Annotated in this window: 10 protein-coding genes and 1 pseudogene; 9 read left to right on the top strand and 2 right to left on the bottom strand. The window is 41.2% G+C overall.

All coding sequences use genetic code 11. The annotated features are described in order from the left end of the window. Positions 1–96 precede the first annotated feature (96 nt). Complete coding sequence (locus tag O3599_RS05520) at positions 97–3,693, top strand: SIALI-17 repeat-containing surface protein (RefSeq protein ID WP_247939352.1); 3,597 nt, start codon at positions 97–99, stop codon at positions 3,691–3,693. Between the two features lie 266 nt (positions 3,694–3,959). Beyond that, positions 3,960–4,286, top strand: a pseudogene (locus O3599_RS05515) (transposase family protein); the annotation flags it as partial. A gap of 136 nt (positions 4,287–4,422) precedes the next feature. On the opposite strand, the gene O3599_RS05510 reads toward O3599_RS05515, so the two are convergent. Further along, positions 4,423–5,301: an Rpn family recombination-promoting nuclease/putative transposase gene (locus tag O3599_RS05510; protein WP_143952638.1), complete on the bottom strand. Its 879-nt coding sequence runs from the start codon at positions 5,299–5,301 to the stop codon at positions 4,423–4,425. 147 nt (positions 5,302–5,448) lie between these two features. Between O3599_RS05510 and polA the strand changes: the two genes are divergently transcribed. Next, positions 5,449–8,082: a DNA polymerase I gene (gene polA, locus O3599_RS05505; protein ID WP_247939351.1), complete on the top strand. Its 2,634-nt coding sequence runs from the start codon at positions 5,449–5,451 to the stop codon at positions 8,080–8,082. Positions 8,083–8,166: 84 nt separating this feature from the next. Further along, positions 8,167–8,604: a CoA-binding protein gene (locus O3599_RS05500; RefSeq protein WP_000076488.1), complete on the top strand. Its 438-nt coding sequence runs from the start codon at positions 8,167–8,169 to the stop codon at positions 8,602–8,604. 226 nt (positions 8,605–8,830) lie between these two features. Here O3599_RS05500 and O3599_RS05495 read toward each other — a convergent pair whose 3' ends face one another. Next, on the bottom strand, positions 8,831–9,841 hold the full coding sequence (locus O3599_RS05495; protein ID WP_020903290.1) for a YeiH family protein: 1,011 nt from the start codon (positions 9,839–9,841) through the stop codon (positions 8,831–8,833). 479 nt (positions 9,842–10,320) lie between these two features. Between O3599_RS05495 and O3599_RS05490 the strand changes: the two genes are divergently transcribed. The 5 genes from O3599_RS05490 to O3599_RS05470 all read left to right on the top strand — a co-directional run bounded on the left by O3599_RS05490 (position 10,321) and on the right by O3599_RS05470 (position 14,508). After that, positions 10,321–11,490, top strand: coding sequence for a pyridoxal phosphate-dependent aminotransferase (locus O3599_RS05490; protein WP_247939350.1), 1,170 nt, complete (start codon positions 10,321–10,323; stop codon positions 11,488–11,490). Continuing rightward, positions 11,487–12,257 carry a DNA repair protein RecO gene (gene recO, locus O3599_RS05485; protein ID WP_247939349.1) on the top strand — a complete coding sequence of 257 codons (771 nt, stop codon included), beginning with the start codon at positions 11,487–11,489 and terminating at the stop codon, positions 12,255–12,257. The genes O3599_RS05490 and recO overlap by 4 nt, the downstream gene beginning before the upstream one ends. Then, positions 12,254–13,246, top strand: coding sequence for a phosphate acyltransferase PlsX (plsX, locus tag O3599_RS05480; RefSeq protein ID WP_247939348.1), 993 nt, complete (start codon positions 12,254–12,256; stop codon positions 13,244–13,246). The genes recO and plsX overlap by 4 nt, the downstream gene beginning before the upstream one ends. Before the next feature lie 5 nt (positions 13,247–13,251). Continuing rightward, positions 13,252–13,485: an acyl carrier protein gene (locus O3599_RS05475; protein ID WP_004257707.1), complete on the top strand. Its 234-nt coding sequence runs from the start codon at positions 13,252–13,254 to the stop codon at positions 13,483–13,485. Positions 13,486–13,656: 171 nt separating this feature from the next. After that, positions 13,657–14,508: a C40 family peptidase gene (locus tag O3599_RS05470; protein WP_023947430.1), complete on the top strand. Its 852-nt coding sequence runs from the start codon at positions 13,657–13,659 to the stop codon at positions 14,506–14,508. Positions 14,509–14,512: the final 4 nt, after the last annotated feature.

The raw sequence follows: 14,512 nt of genomic DNA, 5'->3' as shown, positions 1-14,512 counted from the left end.
ATATATTTGTATAAATAAAATAACCTATTACTTGATTATATTTTTAGAAAGAGTTATAATGAATCTAAATAAAGTTCCAAAAAAGGGGTTTCAAATATGAATAAAAAGAAAATGATTTTGACTAGCTTGGCTAGTGTGGCTGTATTGGGAGCAGCATTTGCGGCATCTCAACCATCAGTCGTAAAAGCTGCAGAGGATAATGCAACTACTGCTTCAGCTCAACCAGCTGGCACAACAGATACATCAGCAACTAATTCAAATAGCACAACTAACCCTGCTGGAAATTCTGAGACAACAGAGCAACCAGCGGCTACTCAGCCAGCAGAAACTGGAGCTACTGACACTTCTAAATCAGAAGTTACAAGTCCAGAAATTAAAAAAGCTGAAGATGAAGCTAAAAAAGCTGAAGAAAAAGTTACTGAAGCTCAAGCTAAAGTAGATACAACTACTACTGTAGCTAACGAAGCTGATACAAAACTTGAAACTGAGAAAAAAGAAGCTACTGAAGCTGAAGCTGCAAAAACTAAAGCTGAAGAAGCTAAAAAAACTGCTGACGATGAATTAGCTGCAGCAAAAACAAAAGCAGCAGAAGCAGATGCTAAAGCAAAAGAAGAAGCTAAAAAAGAAGAAGACGCTAAGAAAGAAGAAGCTGATTCTAAAGATGCTCTATCAAAAGCTTTAGATCAATTAGAAAAAGATATCGATGCTGATGCTAAGATTACGAATAAAGAAGAAGCTAAAAAAGCATTAGGTAAAGCAGAACTATTAGCAGCTGTAGAATCTGGTGATTTGAAAGCTGGTGATATTCTTAAAGAATTAGCAGATGATGATAAAAAAGCTGAAGCTAATAAAGAAACAGAGAAAAAATTAAGAAATAAAGACCAAGCTGCTACTGCTGATGCTGGAGCTTCTCCAGTAACAGAAGGAAAAACATCAGCTCTTCCAGAAGATTTAAAAGCTAAAATCGATGAAGCTGAAAAAGCTGATGCTGCTCGTCCTGCATCAGAAAAAGCTCAAGATAAAGCTGATGATTTAGGTGAAAGCGTAGATGCTCTTAAAAAAGATGCTGACGCATTAAAAGCTGAAGAAGATAAAAAAGCTGAAACTCTTAAAAAACAAGAAGATACATTAAAAGAAGCTAAAGAAGCTCTTAAATCTGCTAAAGATAATGGATTTGGTGAAGATATCACATCACCACTAGAAAAAGCTGTAACTGCGATTACAAAAGAGCGCGATGCTGCACAAAATGCATTTGATGAAGCTGCATCAAATACTCAAGCTGTTGCTGAAGAATTAAACAAACTGACTGATGAGTATAACAAAGCTCTTGATGAAGTAAAAGCTGCTAAAGAAAAAGAAGCTAACGAACCAGCTAAACCAGCTGAAGAAGAACCAGCTAAACCAGCTGAAGAAGAACCAGCTAAACCAGCTGAAAAAACAGAAGCTGAAAAAGCTGCTGAAGCTAAAAAAGAAGCTGATGCTAAAGTTGCTGAATTGCAGAAAAAAGCAGACGAAGCTAAAACAAAAGTAGACGAAGCTACAGCTAAAGCTACAAAAGAAGCTGAAGATGTAACAGCTGCTGAAGCTGCAAAAACTACAGCAGACAAAGCTAAATCTGACGCAGAAGCTGAATTAGCTAAAGCTAAAGAAGAAGCTGAAAAAGCAAAAGCTAAAGTTGAAGAACTTAAAAAAGAAGAAAAAGATAACTTAGAAGCTCTTAAAGCTGCTTTAGATCAACTTGAAAAAGAAATTGATGCTGATGCTAAAATTACAAATAAAGACGAAGCTAAAGCTGCAATCGGTAAAGATGCTTTATTAAAAGCTATCGAAGATGGTGTCATCACTGCTACACAAGCTGCTAAAGAATTAGAAGATCAAAATACAACTGCTGAAGCAACTAAAGATCAAGACCCTCAAGCAGACGAAATCGGTGCTACAAAACAAGAAGGTAAAGCTCTTTCTGAGCTTCCAGCTGCTGATAAAGAAAAATTAGATGCAGCTTATAACAAAGAAGCTTCTAAACCAATCGTAAAAAAACTTCAAGACATCGCTGATGATTTAGCTGAAAAGATTGAAAAATTAACTAAAGTAGCTGACAAAGATAAAGCTGATGCTACTGAAAAAGCAAAAGCAGTAGAAGAAAAAAATGCGGCATTAGATAAACAAAAAGAAACTTTAGAAAAAGCTAAAACTGCACTTGCAACAGCTAAGAAAAACAATGCTGAACAATCTATCCAAGATGGATTACAAGATGCTGTAACTAGATTAGAAGCTGCTGTTGCTTCTGCTAAAACTGCTGCAGATGAAGCTCAAGCTAAATTCGACGAAGTTAACGAAGTAGTGAAAGCTTACAAAGATGCAATCGATGAACTAACTGATGATTACAACGCAACTTTAGGTTATATCGAAAACTTAAAAGAAGTTCCTAAAGGTGAAGCACCAAAAGACTTCGCAGGTGGAGTAAATGATGATGAAGCAACTACTGAGCCTGCTAAGGAAGCGGATGAGGTTCCAACGGTTCCTAATGCTCCAGAATTCAATGGTGGGGTAAATCCTGCTGACGCTCCTACAGCTGAAGAAAAACCTGAATTCACAGGTGGAGTAAACGATGAAGAAGCGCCTACAACACCAGCAACTCCAGAGTTCAATAGTGGTGTAAATGATGATAATGCTCCTACTCAACCTAATAATCCTGAATTCAACGGAGGAGTAAATGATACAACACCTCCTACTGAACCTAATAAACCAGAGGGAGAAGCTCCAAAACCATCTAAACCTGAAACTTCAAACGGAGATGCACTTGTACAACCAGAACTTCCAGAATTCAATGGTGGAGTGAATGATACAACACCTCCAACTCCTGCAAAACCTGAAGGAGAAACTCCAAAACCAACTAAACCAGAAGCTTCAAACGGAGATGCACTTGTACAACCAGAACTTCCAGCATTCAAAGGCGGAGTTAACGCTGTTGAAGCTGCTGTTAATGAAGTTCCAGAGTTTGGTGTTAATAACCCTGAAATCAAAAAAATCTTAGACGAAATCTCTAAAGTAAAAGAGCAAATCAAAGACAGCGAAGAAAATGAAGGTGTTGAAGATTATTATAAAGATGGATTAAAAGATCGTCTAGCTGATTTAGAAGATGCCTTAAATACTTTAATTAATAATAAAGCTGAGGTTCTATCTGGAAGTAATGATACAGAAGACTTAAAAGTCACACGCTATGTTGATATTGCTACTAACACTGATATTTTGAATGCTGAAGAAGGTCATTTCAAAGGTAAATCAATTGCAGGTTATACTTTTGTGAAATCTGAAGAAAAAGATGGTATTATTACTAACTATTACAAAAAAGTAACTAATCACTATTCTACTCCAAATTCAGATCCAAGACTAACACCAACTCCTGGAAATCCTGTTCCAAATGAATCACAAGCTCCAACACCAGCTACTCCAGCAGCTGAAGCTCCAACACCAGCTCCGGCTACACCAACAGCTGAGACACCATCAACTCCTGCGGTTGCACCAACTGTAGCAGGTACTAGCAAAGATAATACATATCAAGCTCCAGCTGCGAAAGCAGAAGATAAGAAAGAACTTCCTAATACTGGTGGTAAAGATAATGTTGCAGTTGCATCATTAGGATTCCTTGGATTGCTCCTAGGTGCCCTTCCATTTGTGAAACGCAAAAACTAATTAGTTGAAGATATAAAAGAGAAGGATTTATGACCTTCTCTTTTTGTGATATGGGCTATAGTGAGAGTTCTGTTGAAAAGAAGAAAAAAGTGAACAAAACGATGTTTTAGTCTTGTTCACTTTTATGTTGTTCTATAAACTTAGTCTCTATAATATTTGTAGTGGGTAAATCCCCATGGATATTATGGAGCCTATTTTGTTGTAGAAAAAAAGTTCCATAATATCCATAATGAAAAGCGACAAAACAACTCATTAGAAAGATTCATATGGAACAATTACATTTTATCACAAAATTACTCGATATCAAAGACCCTAATATCCAAATTATGGATGTTCTTAATAGGGATACTCACAAAGGAATCATTGCTAAACTGGATTATGAGGCTCCACTTTGTCCTGATTGCGGAAGTCAAATGAAGAAATATGACTTTCAAAAACCGTCTAAGATTTCTTACCTTGAAACGACTGGTATGTCTACTAGAATTCTACTTAAAAAGCGTCGTTTCAAGTGCTATCAGTGCTTGAAAATGATGGTCGCTGAGACTCCTCTAGTAAAGAAAAATCATCAAATTTCTCGTGTCGTAAACCCAAAGAAGCTCTTGTAGTCTAGCAGTTGGTCTGCTTGACTGATGGTTCGCTCAGGTTGCTGGGTAAAGGGTTTGTTCCCGAAAAACTCCAACCATGGCTTACGAACCTCGTCTTTGCTGGTTTCTCTGTATTTTTTTAATCTTATTTACAATGGTCTTTCAATAGTTCTTCAAACTCAGCGACCGTCATGCCTAATTGCTGGCTGGCAACCTCAGCGGTTAAAAGATGCTGGCGAACGAGATTTACTAATCCTTTTTTCAGTCCTTTTTCTTCAGCTTGTTCCAAGGCATAGTTCTGTGCTAACAAGGCTTGTTCTTCTCTCATACGTAGTTGACTAAACATTTTCCTGTCCTCCTCAGACCAGCTCTTATAGTCCAGCAGTTGATCTGCCTGGCTGATGGCTCGCTCGGGTTGTTGAGTAAAGGGTTTATTCCCGAAAAACTCCAACCACGGTTTGCGAACGCTATCTTTGCTGGTTTCTCTGTATTTTTTTAATTCCAAGAACGCCATCTTGACTAGATGGTTTTCTTGACCGTTATTTGTGATGGTTAAGACCTCACCTGTCGCGTCCTCTCGCATGCTAAAGCTATGAAAAGCTTGATCATCATGGAAGTAGTTACTATCTACAATAGCGATTGCGTATACCGGTGCAATATGTTTGTAGCTCTGGTGAGTATTGCCCTCTTGCTGGCGAATTTTTTCTAGATTTTGATTGACCTGACTGCACAAGTAAGCCCACAGGCGATTGATGAAAAAATTCTGATGATGCACCTGAATCTCAATGATAACTTGGGTGCCATTGTCCAACTCCGCTAAGACGTCTATACTTGTATAGAAATCTTGTACTGAATAGGGCAGAGAAGGCAAGACGTGAATGTTACTTCCCTCTAAAATAGTCACATTTTTGGCTGGTAAATCCAGCATATCACGAATAAATTGACAAGTGATTTCTGGATTGCTAAAGATTTTCTTAGCAACTAAGTCATTGGTTGGGCTGATGCCCGGATGTCTGAGAATCATCCATTTCCTCCTTTTATTATACCATAGTTTTAAATCTAATTTTGCTAGATTCTCTGGCTCTATCTATTTATTCGGAAAAAGGATGAAAAATACTCGGTTTGGCTCTTCTCGATGGTATTTTTTGGTGCTTTCCTTTATAATGGGTGTATGGATAAGAAAAAATTATTATTGATTGATGGGTCTTCTGTTGCTTTTCGGGCGTTTTTTGCGCTCTATCAGCAGTTAGACCGTTTTAAGAACGCGGCTGGTTTGCATACCAATGCGATTTATGGCTTTCAGTTGATGTTGAGCCATTTGTTAGAGAGGGTTGAGCCTAGTCATATTTTGGTGGCTTTTGATGCGGGAAAGACGACCTTCCGTACAGAGATGTATGCGGACTATAAGGGTGGTCGGGCTAAGACTCCTGATGAGTTTCGTGAGCAATTTCCCTTTATTCGTGAGTTGCTGGATCATATGGGGATTCGTCACTATGAGTTGGCTCAGTATGAGGCGGATGACATCATTGGAACACTAGATAAATTAGCTGAGCAAGATGGTTTTGATATTACCATTGTCAGTGGGGACAAGGATTTGATTCAGCTGACGGATGAGCATACGGTGGTTGAGATTTCCAAAAAAGGTGTGGCTGAGTTTGAGGCCTTTACGCCAGACTATCTCATGGAAAAGATGGGCATTACACCGACTCAGTTTATCGATCTCAAGGCGCTCATGGGTGATAAGTCGGATAATATCCCTGGAGTAACCAAAATCGGTGAAAAGACGGGTATCAAGCTCTTGCTGGAGCATGGCTCACTCGAGGGAATTTATGAAAATATCGATGGGATGAAGGCTTCTAAGATGAAGGAAAATCTCATCAATGATAGGGAACAGGCCTTTTTGTCTAAAACACTGGCGACCATTGATACCAGGGCACCGATTGAGATTGGTTTGGAGGATTTAGTCTATAGTGGTCCAGATGTGGAAAATCTCGGGAAATTCTACGATGAGATGGGTTTCAAACAGCTCAAGCAGGCTTTAAATGTGTCGTCAGCTGATGTTGCTGAGAGTTTGGACTTTACTATCGTTGACCAAGTCAGTCAAGATATGCTGAGTGAAGAGTCTATCTTCCATTTTGAGCTTTTTGGTGAGAATTACCATACGGATGATTTGGTTGGTTTTGCCTGGTCTCGTGGGGATAAGCTTTATGCTACAGACAAGCTTGAACTTTTGCAAGAGCCGATTTTCAAGGACTTTTTAGAAAAAACACCTCTGAGGGTGTATGACTTTAAGAAGGCTAAAGTTCTCTTGCATCGTTTTGGTGTGGATTTGCAGGCGCCTGCTTTTGATAGCCGTTTGGCTAAATACCTCCTTTCGACTGTGGAGGACAATGAAATTGCGACCATCGCGAGTCTTTATGGTCAGACTTATTTGGTTGATGATGAAACTTTCTACGGTAAGGGTGTCAAGAGAGCCATTCCTGCACGTGAGAAATTCTTGGAGCATTTAGCTCGTAAGCTTGCAGTTTTGGTCGAAACAGAGCCTATTTTGCTTGAAAAACTCAGTGAAAATGGGCAATTAGAGCTTCTTTATGATATGGAGCAACCTCTGGCTTTTGTCCTTGCCAAGATGGAAATTGCTGGGATTACGGTCAAGAAAGAGACCTTGCTTGAGATGCAGGCTGAAAATGAGCTTGTCATTGAAAAACTCACTCAGGAGATTTATGAACTGGCTGGTGAGGAGTTTAATATCAATTCGCCTAAGCAGTTGGGAGTGCTTCTCTTTGAAAAATTGGGACTTCCTCTAGAATACACTAAGAAAACTAAGACTGGATACTCGACAGCGGTGGATGTGTTGGAGCGCCTGGCTCCTATTGCTCCGATTGTTAAGAAAATCCTAGACTATCGTCAGATTGCTAAGATTCAATCCACTTATGTGATTGGCTTGCAGGACTGGATTTTGGCTGATGGCAAGATTCATACTCGTTATGTGCAGGATTTGACCCAGACTGGGCGTCTGTCTAGTGTGGATCCAAACTTGCAAAATATCCCTGTGCGTTTGGAACAGGGGCGTCTCATTCGTAAGGCCTTTGTGCCTGAGTGGGAGGATAGTGTCCTTCTCAGCTCCGACTATTCACAGATTGAATTGCGCGTTTTGGCGCATATTTCCAAGGATGAACACTTGATTAAGGCTTTCCAAGAAGGGGCAGATATCCATACTTCGACAGCCATGCGGGTCTTTGGCATTGAGCGTCCTGAGGATGTGACTGCAAACGACCGTCGCAATGCCAAGGCTGTCAACTTTGGAGTGGTTTATGGGATTTCAGACTTTGGTTTGTCTAATAATTTGGGAATTAGCCGTAAGGAAGCCAAAGCCTACATCGACACCTACTTTGAACGCTTCCCGGGTATTAAAAACTACATGGATGAAGTGGTGCGTGAGGCGCGTGATAAGGGCTATGTGGAGACCCTCTTCAAGCGTCGTCGTGAGTTGCCAGATATCAATTCGCGCAACTTCAATATTCGTGGTTTTGCGGAGCGGACAGCTATCAACTCTCCTATACAGGGTTCGGCGGCAGATATTCTCAAGATTGCCATGATTCAGCTGGATAAAGCCTTGGTTGTAGGTGGTTATCAGACTAAGATGCTGTTACAAGTGCACGATGAAATCGTTCTTGAAGTTCCTAAATCTGAATTGGCAGAGATGAAAAAATTGGTCAAACAAACCATGGAAGAAGCCATTCAACTCAGTGTTCCCCTCATCGCAGATGAAAATGAAGGGGCAACCTGGTACGAGGCTAAATAAAAAGGGGGCTAGTCCTCCTTTTTTGTAGTAGAATTATGCAAGCCTTTTCAAAATATGCTATACTGATGAAAAAGGAGGATTTCTATGAGTCAAGAATTTATCAATCCAAGTGATGGTGTGATTCGTCAGTATCTCGCAACGAGTAAAACCCTTGCTGTGGTGGGCTTGTCTGACCGTGAGGAAACAACGAGCAATCGAGTGACCAAGGAAATGCAGGCTCGGGGTTATAAAATCATTCCAGTCAATCCCAAGGTGGCAGGTGGCGAAATCTTGGGTGAAAAGGCTTATGCTAGTCTAGCTGAGATTCCTTTTCCTGTAGATATTGTCAATGTTTACCGTCGCAGCGAGTTTCTGCCTGATGTGGCGCGTGATTTTCTCAAAGCTGATGCCAAGATTTTTTGGGCACAGCTAGGACTTGAAAGTCTAGAAGCGGAAGAAATCTTGCGTGCTGGTGGATGTGATGATATCGTGATGAATCGTTGCATCAAGAGAGAACATACACGCTTGATTGAGGAAGCATAAGAAAAAGGTAGCTGATGGGCTACCTTTTGTGTTATACTCAATGAAAATCAAAGAGCAAACTAGGAAACTAGCCGCAGATTGCTCAAAAAACTGTTTTGAGGTTGCAGATAGAACTGACGAAGTCAGCTCAAAACACTGTTTTGAGGTTGTAGATAAGACTGACGAAGTCAGTCACATACCTACGGCAAGGCGACGTTGACGTGGTTTGGAGAGATTTTCGAAGAGTTTAGAAAATACCGATAAGGGTCTGCATACCAAGACTAGTGAGGATGATGGCAATCCAGCAGATGGCTCCGAGAAGAATGGATTTTCCACTGGATTTGACCATAGCGACCAGATTGGTTTTGAGACCGATAGCACTCATGGCCATGACAATAAGGAATTTAGAGAGTTGTTTGAGAGGGGTAAAGAAACTACTGGACACACCTAGAGAGGTGAGTAGTGTAGTGAGGAGAGAGGCAAGGATAAAGTAAAGGATAAAAAGTGGGAAGACTTTTTTCAGTTGTAGGCTTTGCTTGTTTTCTTGTTGGCGACTTTGCCAGTAGGATAGAAAGAGCGTGATAGGGATAATGGCCAAAGTACGTGTGAGTTTAACAATGGTTGCAGACTCGAGGGTATTGGTCTGGTAGAGACTATCCCAGGCGCTAGCTGTGGCGGTTACAGAGGAAGTATCATTGACTGCAGTTCCTGCAAAGAGGGCGAAGCCGTCATTGGATAGATGAAGCCAGGTGCCGAGGGTTGGAAAGATGAGCGCAGCCAAGACATTGAAGAAAAAGATAACGGAGATGGCTTGGGCTACTTCCTTTTCCTTAGCATGGATAACGGGCGCTGTTGCCGCAATGGCAGAGCCCCCACAGATAGAAGAACCTACTCCAATCAAGGTAGCCAGTTTTGTGTCCAGTGCAAAGAAGCGCTGGAAAAGATAGGCAACAATCAAGGCTATTGAAATGGTGGACAGGATGACAGGGAGTGAAGATTGCCCAACTGCGAAGACTTGCGAGATATTGAGACCAAAACCAAGCAAGATAACGGCATACTGGAGCAATTTTTTAGAACTAAAGGTCAACCCAGCATCCAGTTGTTTATAGGACGAGAGAAAGGGATGTAGGAGCATGCCTATGAAAATGGCAAAAACGGGCGCGCCAATAACAGGGAAGAATCCTCCTAAGTACCAAGATAGAATGGAAATGAGAAGGCAGGCCAAGATGCCTGCTCCATTTTTTGATAGAAATGACATAAAAACCTCCAAATAGAATCTGTTACCATTATAGACCTGTAGAGAGGAAAAGTAAAATAGAAAGTGGAGCTAACAATTATTTGACAAGTAGTGCTAATTATGTAATAATAATCCTACAAGAACTGTAACGAAGTCTTGGCAAAAACAAAAATACCAGAGCTCCACCTCTGGTATTTCTTTTTGTCCAGTTACATTAAAACTAAACTCAGGTTATATTTTTTTGTCGCGCTTATCTAACCACTTTCTGACTATCCACTCAGAAATGACATTACCGGTAATAGTAATCAGTAATGGTGCTAGAATAACTGTAACGAAGATTAGCAAAAACTCACCTCCAAACTAAGTTCGTTAGTGGAGTTGCGACAAATCCATTTTAACATACTTCAATTTGTCATGCTAGCGTTATTCTATCATGTATTTTTGCGGTCGGGGGGCTTTTGTAGTATAATAGAGATACGTTTTGAAAGTAGGAGGTATCTATGGACTTAACTAAGCGCTTTAATAAACAGTTAGATAAGATTCAAGTTTCGTTGATTCGTCAATTTGACCAGGCTATTTCGGAGATTCCTGGGGTCTTGCGTTTGACCTTGGGGGAGCCTGATTTTACAACGCCAGATCATATCAAGGAGGCGGCCAAGCGAGCGATTGATCAGAACCAATCCTACTATACAGGGATGAGTGGTCTGCTGACTCTACGTAAGGCGGCCAGTGACTTTGTTAAGGAAAAGTACCAACTGGACTATGATCCTGAAAATGAAATCTTGGTTACAATTGGGGCGACAGAGGCTTTATCTGCTACTTTGACGGCTATTTTGGAAGAGGGAGACAAGGTACTTTTGCCAGCTCCTGCCTATCCAGGTTATGAACCGATTGTCAATCTAGTTGGGGCAGAGATTGTCGAGATTGACACAACTGAAAATGGTTTTGTCTTGACTCCTGAAATGTTGGAGAAGGCCATTTTGGAGCAGGGTGACAAGCTCAAGGCGGTTATTCTCAACTATCCAGCCAATCCGACAGGAATTACCTACAGTCGGGAACAATTGGAGGCCTTGGCAGCTGTTTTACGCAAGTATGAGATTTTTGTTGTCTGTGATGAGGTTTACTCAGAATTGACCTACACAGGCGAAGCCCATGTGTCTCTGGGAACCATGTTGAGAGATCAGGCTATTATTATCAATGGTCTATCTAAATCACATGCCATGACCGGTTGGCGTTTGGGACTGATTTTCGCTCCTGCAGCCTTCACAGCTCAGTTGATTAAGAGTCACCAGTACTTGGTCACTGCTGCAAATACCATGGCTCAACATGCTGCGGTGGCAGCCTTGACGGCTGGTAAAAATGATGCGGAACCTATGAAGAAGGAATACATCCAGCGTCGGGACTATATTATCGAGAAAATGACTGCTCTTGGTTTTGAGATTATCAAACCAGACGGTGCCTTCTATATCTTTGCTAAGATTCCAGCGGGCTACAATCAAGATTCCTTTGCTTTTCTGAAGGATTTTGCTCAGAAGCAGGCCGTTGCCTTTATCCCTGGAGCTGCCTTTGGGCGTTACGGAGAAGGCTATGTGCGTCTGTCTTATGCAGCCAGTATGGAGACGATCAAAGAAGCCATGAAACGACTTGAGGAGTATATGAGAGAAGCATGATTCAGTCTATCACGAGTCAAGGCTTGGTGCTCTACAATCGCAATTTTCGTGAGGATGATAAGCTCGTCAAAATCTTTACAGAGCAGGCTGGTAAGCGGATGTTTTTCGTCAAACATGCTGGGCAGTCTAAGCTGGCGCCGGTTATTCAGCCCTTGGTGCTGGCACGATTTCTCTTACGAATCAATGATGACGGGCTCAGTTACATTGAGGACTATCATGAGGTGATGACTTTTCCCAAGATTAATAGTGACCTCTTTGTCATGGCCTATGCGACCTATGTGGCAGCTCTTGCAGATGCTAGTTTGCAGGACAATCAGCAGGATGCTCCCTTGTTTGCTTTTTTGCAAAAGACTTTGGAGTTGATGGAAGCTGGCTTGGATTATCAGGTTTTGACTAATATTTTTGAAATTCAAATCTTGACTCGATTTGGGATCAGCCTCAATTTTAATGAGTGTGTCTTTTGCCATCGGATCGGTCAGGCTTTTGACTTTTCTTTCAAATATGGAGCCTGCCTCTGTCCAGAGCATTATCATGAGGATGAGAGACGTTGTCATCTCAATCCCAATATCCCTTATTTGCTCAATCAGTTTCAAGCCATTGATTTTGAGACCTTGGAGACCATTTCGCTCAATCCTGAAATCAAGCAAGAGCTACGCCAATTTATGGATCAACTCTACGAAGAGTACGTTGGGATTCACCTAAAATCAAAGAAATTTATTGATTCCCTAGCAGACTGGGGTCAATTACTAAAAGAGGAAAACAAATGAAAAAAATCGCAGTAGATGCAATGGGGGGCGATTATGCACCTCAGGCCATCGTTGAGGGGGTCAATCAAGCCCTGGCTGACTTTTCAGATATTGAGGTTCAACTCTATGGAGATGAAGCTAAAATCAAGCAATATCTGACAGCGACAGAGCGCGTCAGCATTATCCATACGGATGAAAAGATTGATTCAGACGATGAACCTACGAGAGCTATTCGGAAGAAGAAAAATGCCAGTATGGTATTGGCAGCCAAGGCTGTCAAAGAGGGTGAAGCAGACGCTGTCCTCTCGGCTGGGAATACAGGTGCTTTGTTGGCGGCTGGATTCTTCATCGTGGGTCGTATCAAGAATATCGACCGTCCTGGGCTTATGTCGACCTTGCCGACTGTAGATGGGAAGGGTTTTGACATGCTGGACCTCGGTGCCAATGCGGAGAATACAGCCCAGCACCTCCATCAATACGCTATTCTGGGTTCCTTCTATGCTAAAAATGTTCGTGGCATTGCGCAACCTCGTGTTGGCTTGCTTAACAATGGAACAGAGAGTAGCAAGGGTGACCCGCTTCGTAAGGAAACTTACGAATTACTAGCAGCTGATGAAAGTTTGAACTTTATCGGAAATGTGGAAGCGCGTGATTTGATGAATGGCGTTGCGGATGTTGTTGTGGCAGATGGTTTCACGGGAAACGCTGTGCTCAAATCCATTGAAGGGACAGCCATGGGAATTATGGGCTTGCTCAAGACAGCTATTACAGGTGGTGGTCTTCGAGCGAAATTAGGCGCCCTCCTTCTCAAGGACAGCCTCAGAGGTTTGAAAAAACAGCTTAACTATTCTGATGTTGGTGGAGCGGTCTTGTTTGGTGTCAAGGCACCTGTTATCAAGACTCATGGCTCAAGCGATGCCAAGGCTGTTTATAGTACAATTCGCCAGATTCGTACCATGCTAGAAACAGACGTAGTTGCCCAGACTGCGCGTCAATTTTCAGGAGAATAAAAGAGATGACAGAAAAAGAAATTTTTGACCGTATTGTGACTATTATCCAAGAGCGACAGGGAGAGGACTTTGTCGTGACAGAATCCTTGAGTCTGAAAGACGATTTGGATGCTGATTCAGTCGACTTGATGGAGTTTATCTTGACACTGGAAGATGAATTTAGCATCGAAATCAGTGATGAGGAAATTGACCAACTCCAAAATGTAGGAGATGTGGTTAAGATCATTCAAGCAAAATAAAGATAAGAAGTTCCAAGGCATTTGCTTTGGAATTTTTCTTTGGTTCAAGTGACCGTTTAGGAACAGATTTAGTCTTTCTAGGGACAGTAGAAATCTGAGGAGACATAAGGGATATAATAGAGTCAGAAAAAATCAATCTCCAAAAAGGAGAAAAAAGAAAGGATTTTCACGATGAAAAAATATCTTTATTCTAGTTTGTTAGTTCTTGCAGGAGGCGTTCTCCTAGCAAATACTACGGTAGCCTATGCTGATTCCCCATCAGCAAGTGAGAAAGAAGCGATTGCTCAATTAGTTAATCAAGGCAAGATAAAAGCTGAAGAAGCTGATCAAGTAAAATTGATTGGTTTTGAAGATAAAGAAACCCAAGCAGAGGGAAATCAAGAGAAGAAAGCTTTCAATCAATATCGTGATCCGAAAGGAACATGGATGCAAACCAATGGTAAATGGTGGTTTAAATACGGTTCAGGTGGTTATGCTAAAAATTGGGAACAATTAGATGGCAAGTGGTACTATTTTGATGACCAAGGATGGATGAAAGAAAATACTTGGATTCAACCTGATGGTAATTATTACTACTTATCTGCTAGTGGTGCTATGGTCACTGGTTATCAACGTGTGAATGGTACACCATACTTCTTTAGAGCCAGTGGTGTATGGGTAGAAAATCGTGGACAGGCACTTGGTGAATATGCCGAGACATTTGTAGGGAAAATCCCATATGTTTGGGGTGGGGCAGATTTGAATAGTGGCGTAGATTGCTCAGGATTTACGATGGCTATTCATGCTAAGTTCGATATTAGTATTCCTAGAGTGACCTATGGTCAAGCAACAGGAGGAAGTTATGTAAGTAATGGTTCTCAACAAGCTGGAGATTTGATTTTGTATAATAGTGAAGAGACAAATGACCATGTAGGTATTTATGTTGGTGGTGGAAAGGTAGTTCATGCTCCATATCCAGGTCAATATGTTTCTTATATGGATCAATACGGTATTACTCAAAATACAATTCGTAGATATTGGTAATATT

This window comes from Streptococcus sp. 27098_8_103, from assembly GCF_041432345.1.
Lineage (GTDB): Bacteria > Bacillota > Bacilli > Lactobacillales > Streptococcaceae > Streptococcus > Streptococcus mitis_BV.
Note: the sequence above shows the minus strand (reverse complement) of the source record. Positions and strands in the feature narration are given on the sequence as shown.

Excerpts from the sequence above, each read along its gene's own strand:
- O3599_RS05500 (WP_000076488.1), top strand. The coding sequence starts at position 8,167 with ATGAGTCAAGAATTTATCAATCCAAGTGATGGTGTGATTCGTCAGTAT.
- O3599_RS05470 (WP_023947430.1), top strand. The coding sequence starts at position 13,657 with ATGAAAAAATATCTTTATTCTAGTTTGTTAGTTCTTGCAGGAGGCGTT.
- polA (WP_247939351.1), top strand. The coding sequence starts at position 5,449 with ATGGATAAGAAAAAATTATTATTGATTGATGGGTCTTCTGTTGCTTTT.
- plsX (WP_247939348.1), top strand. The coding sequence starts at position 12,254 with ATGAAAAAAATCGCAGTAGATGCAATGGGGGGCGATTATGCACCTCAG.
- O3599_RS05520 (WP_247939352.1), top strand. The coding sequence starts at position 97 with ATGAATAAAAAGAAAATGATTTTGACTAGCTTGGCTAGTGTGGCTGTA.
- recO (WP_247939349.1), top strand. The coding sequence starts at position 11,487 with ATGATTCAGTCTATCACGAGTCAAGGCTTGGTGCTCTACAATCGCAAT.
- O3599_RS05475 (WP_004257707.1), top strand. The coding sequence starts at position 13,252 with ATGACAGAAAAAGAAATTTTTGACCGTATTGTGACTATTATCCAAGAG.
- O3599_RS05490 (WP_247939350.1), top strand. The coding sequence starts at position 10,321 with ATGGACTTAACTAAGCGCTTTAATAAACAGTTAGATAAGATTCAAGTT.
- O3599_RS05495 (WP_020903290.1), bottom strand. The coding sequence starts at position 9,841 with ATGTCATTTCTATCAAAAAATGGAGCAGGCATCTTGGCCTGCCTTCTC.
- O3599_RS05510 (WP_143952638.1), bottom strand. The coding sequence starts at position 5,301 with ATGATTCTCAGACATCCGGGCATCAGCCCAACCAATGACTTAGTTGCT.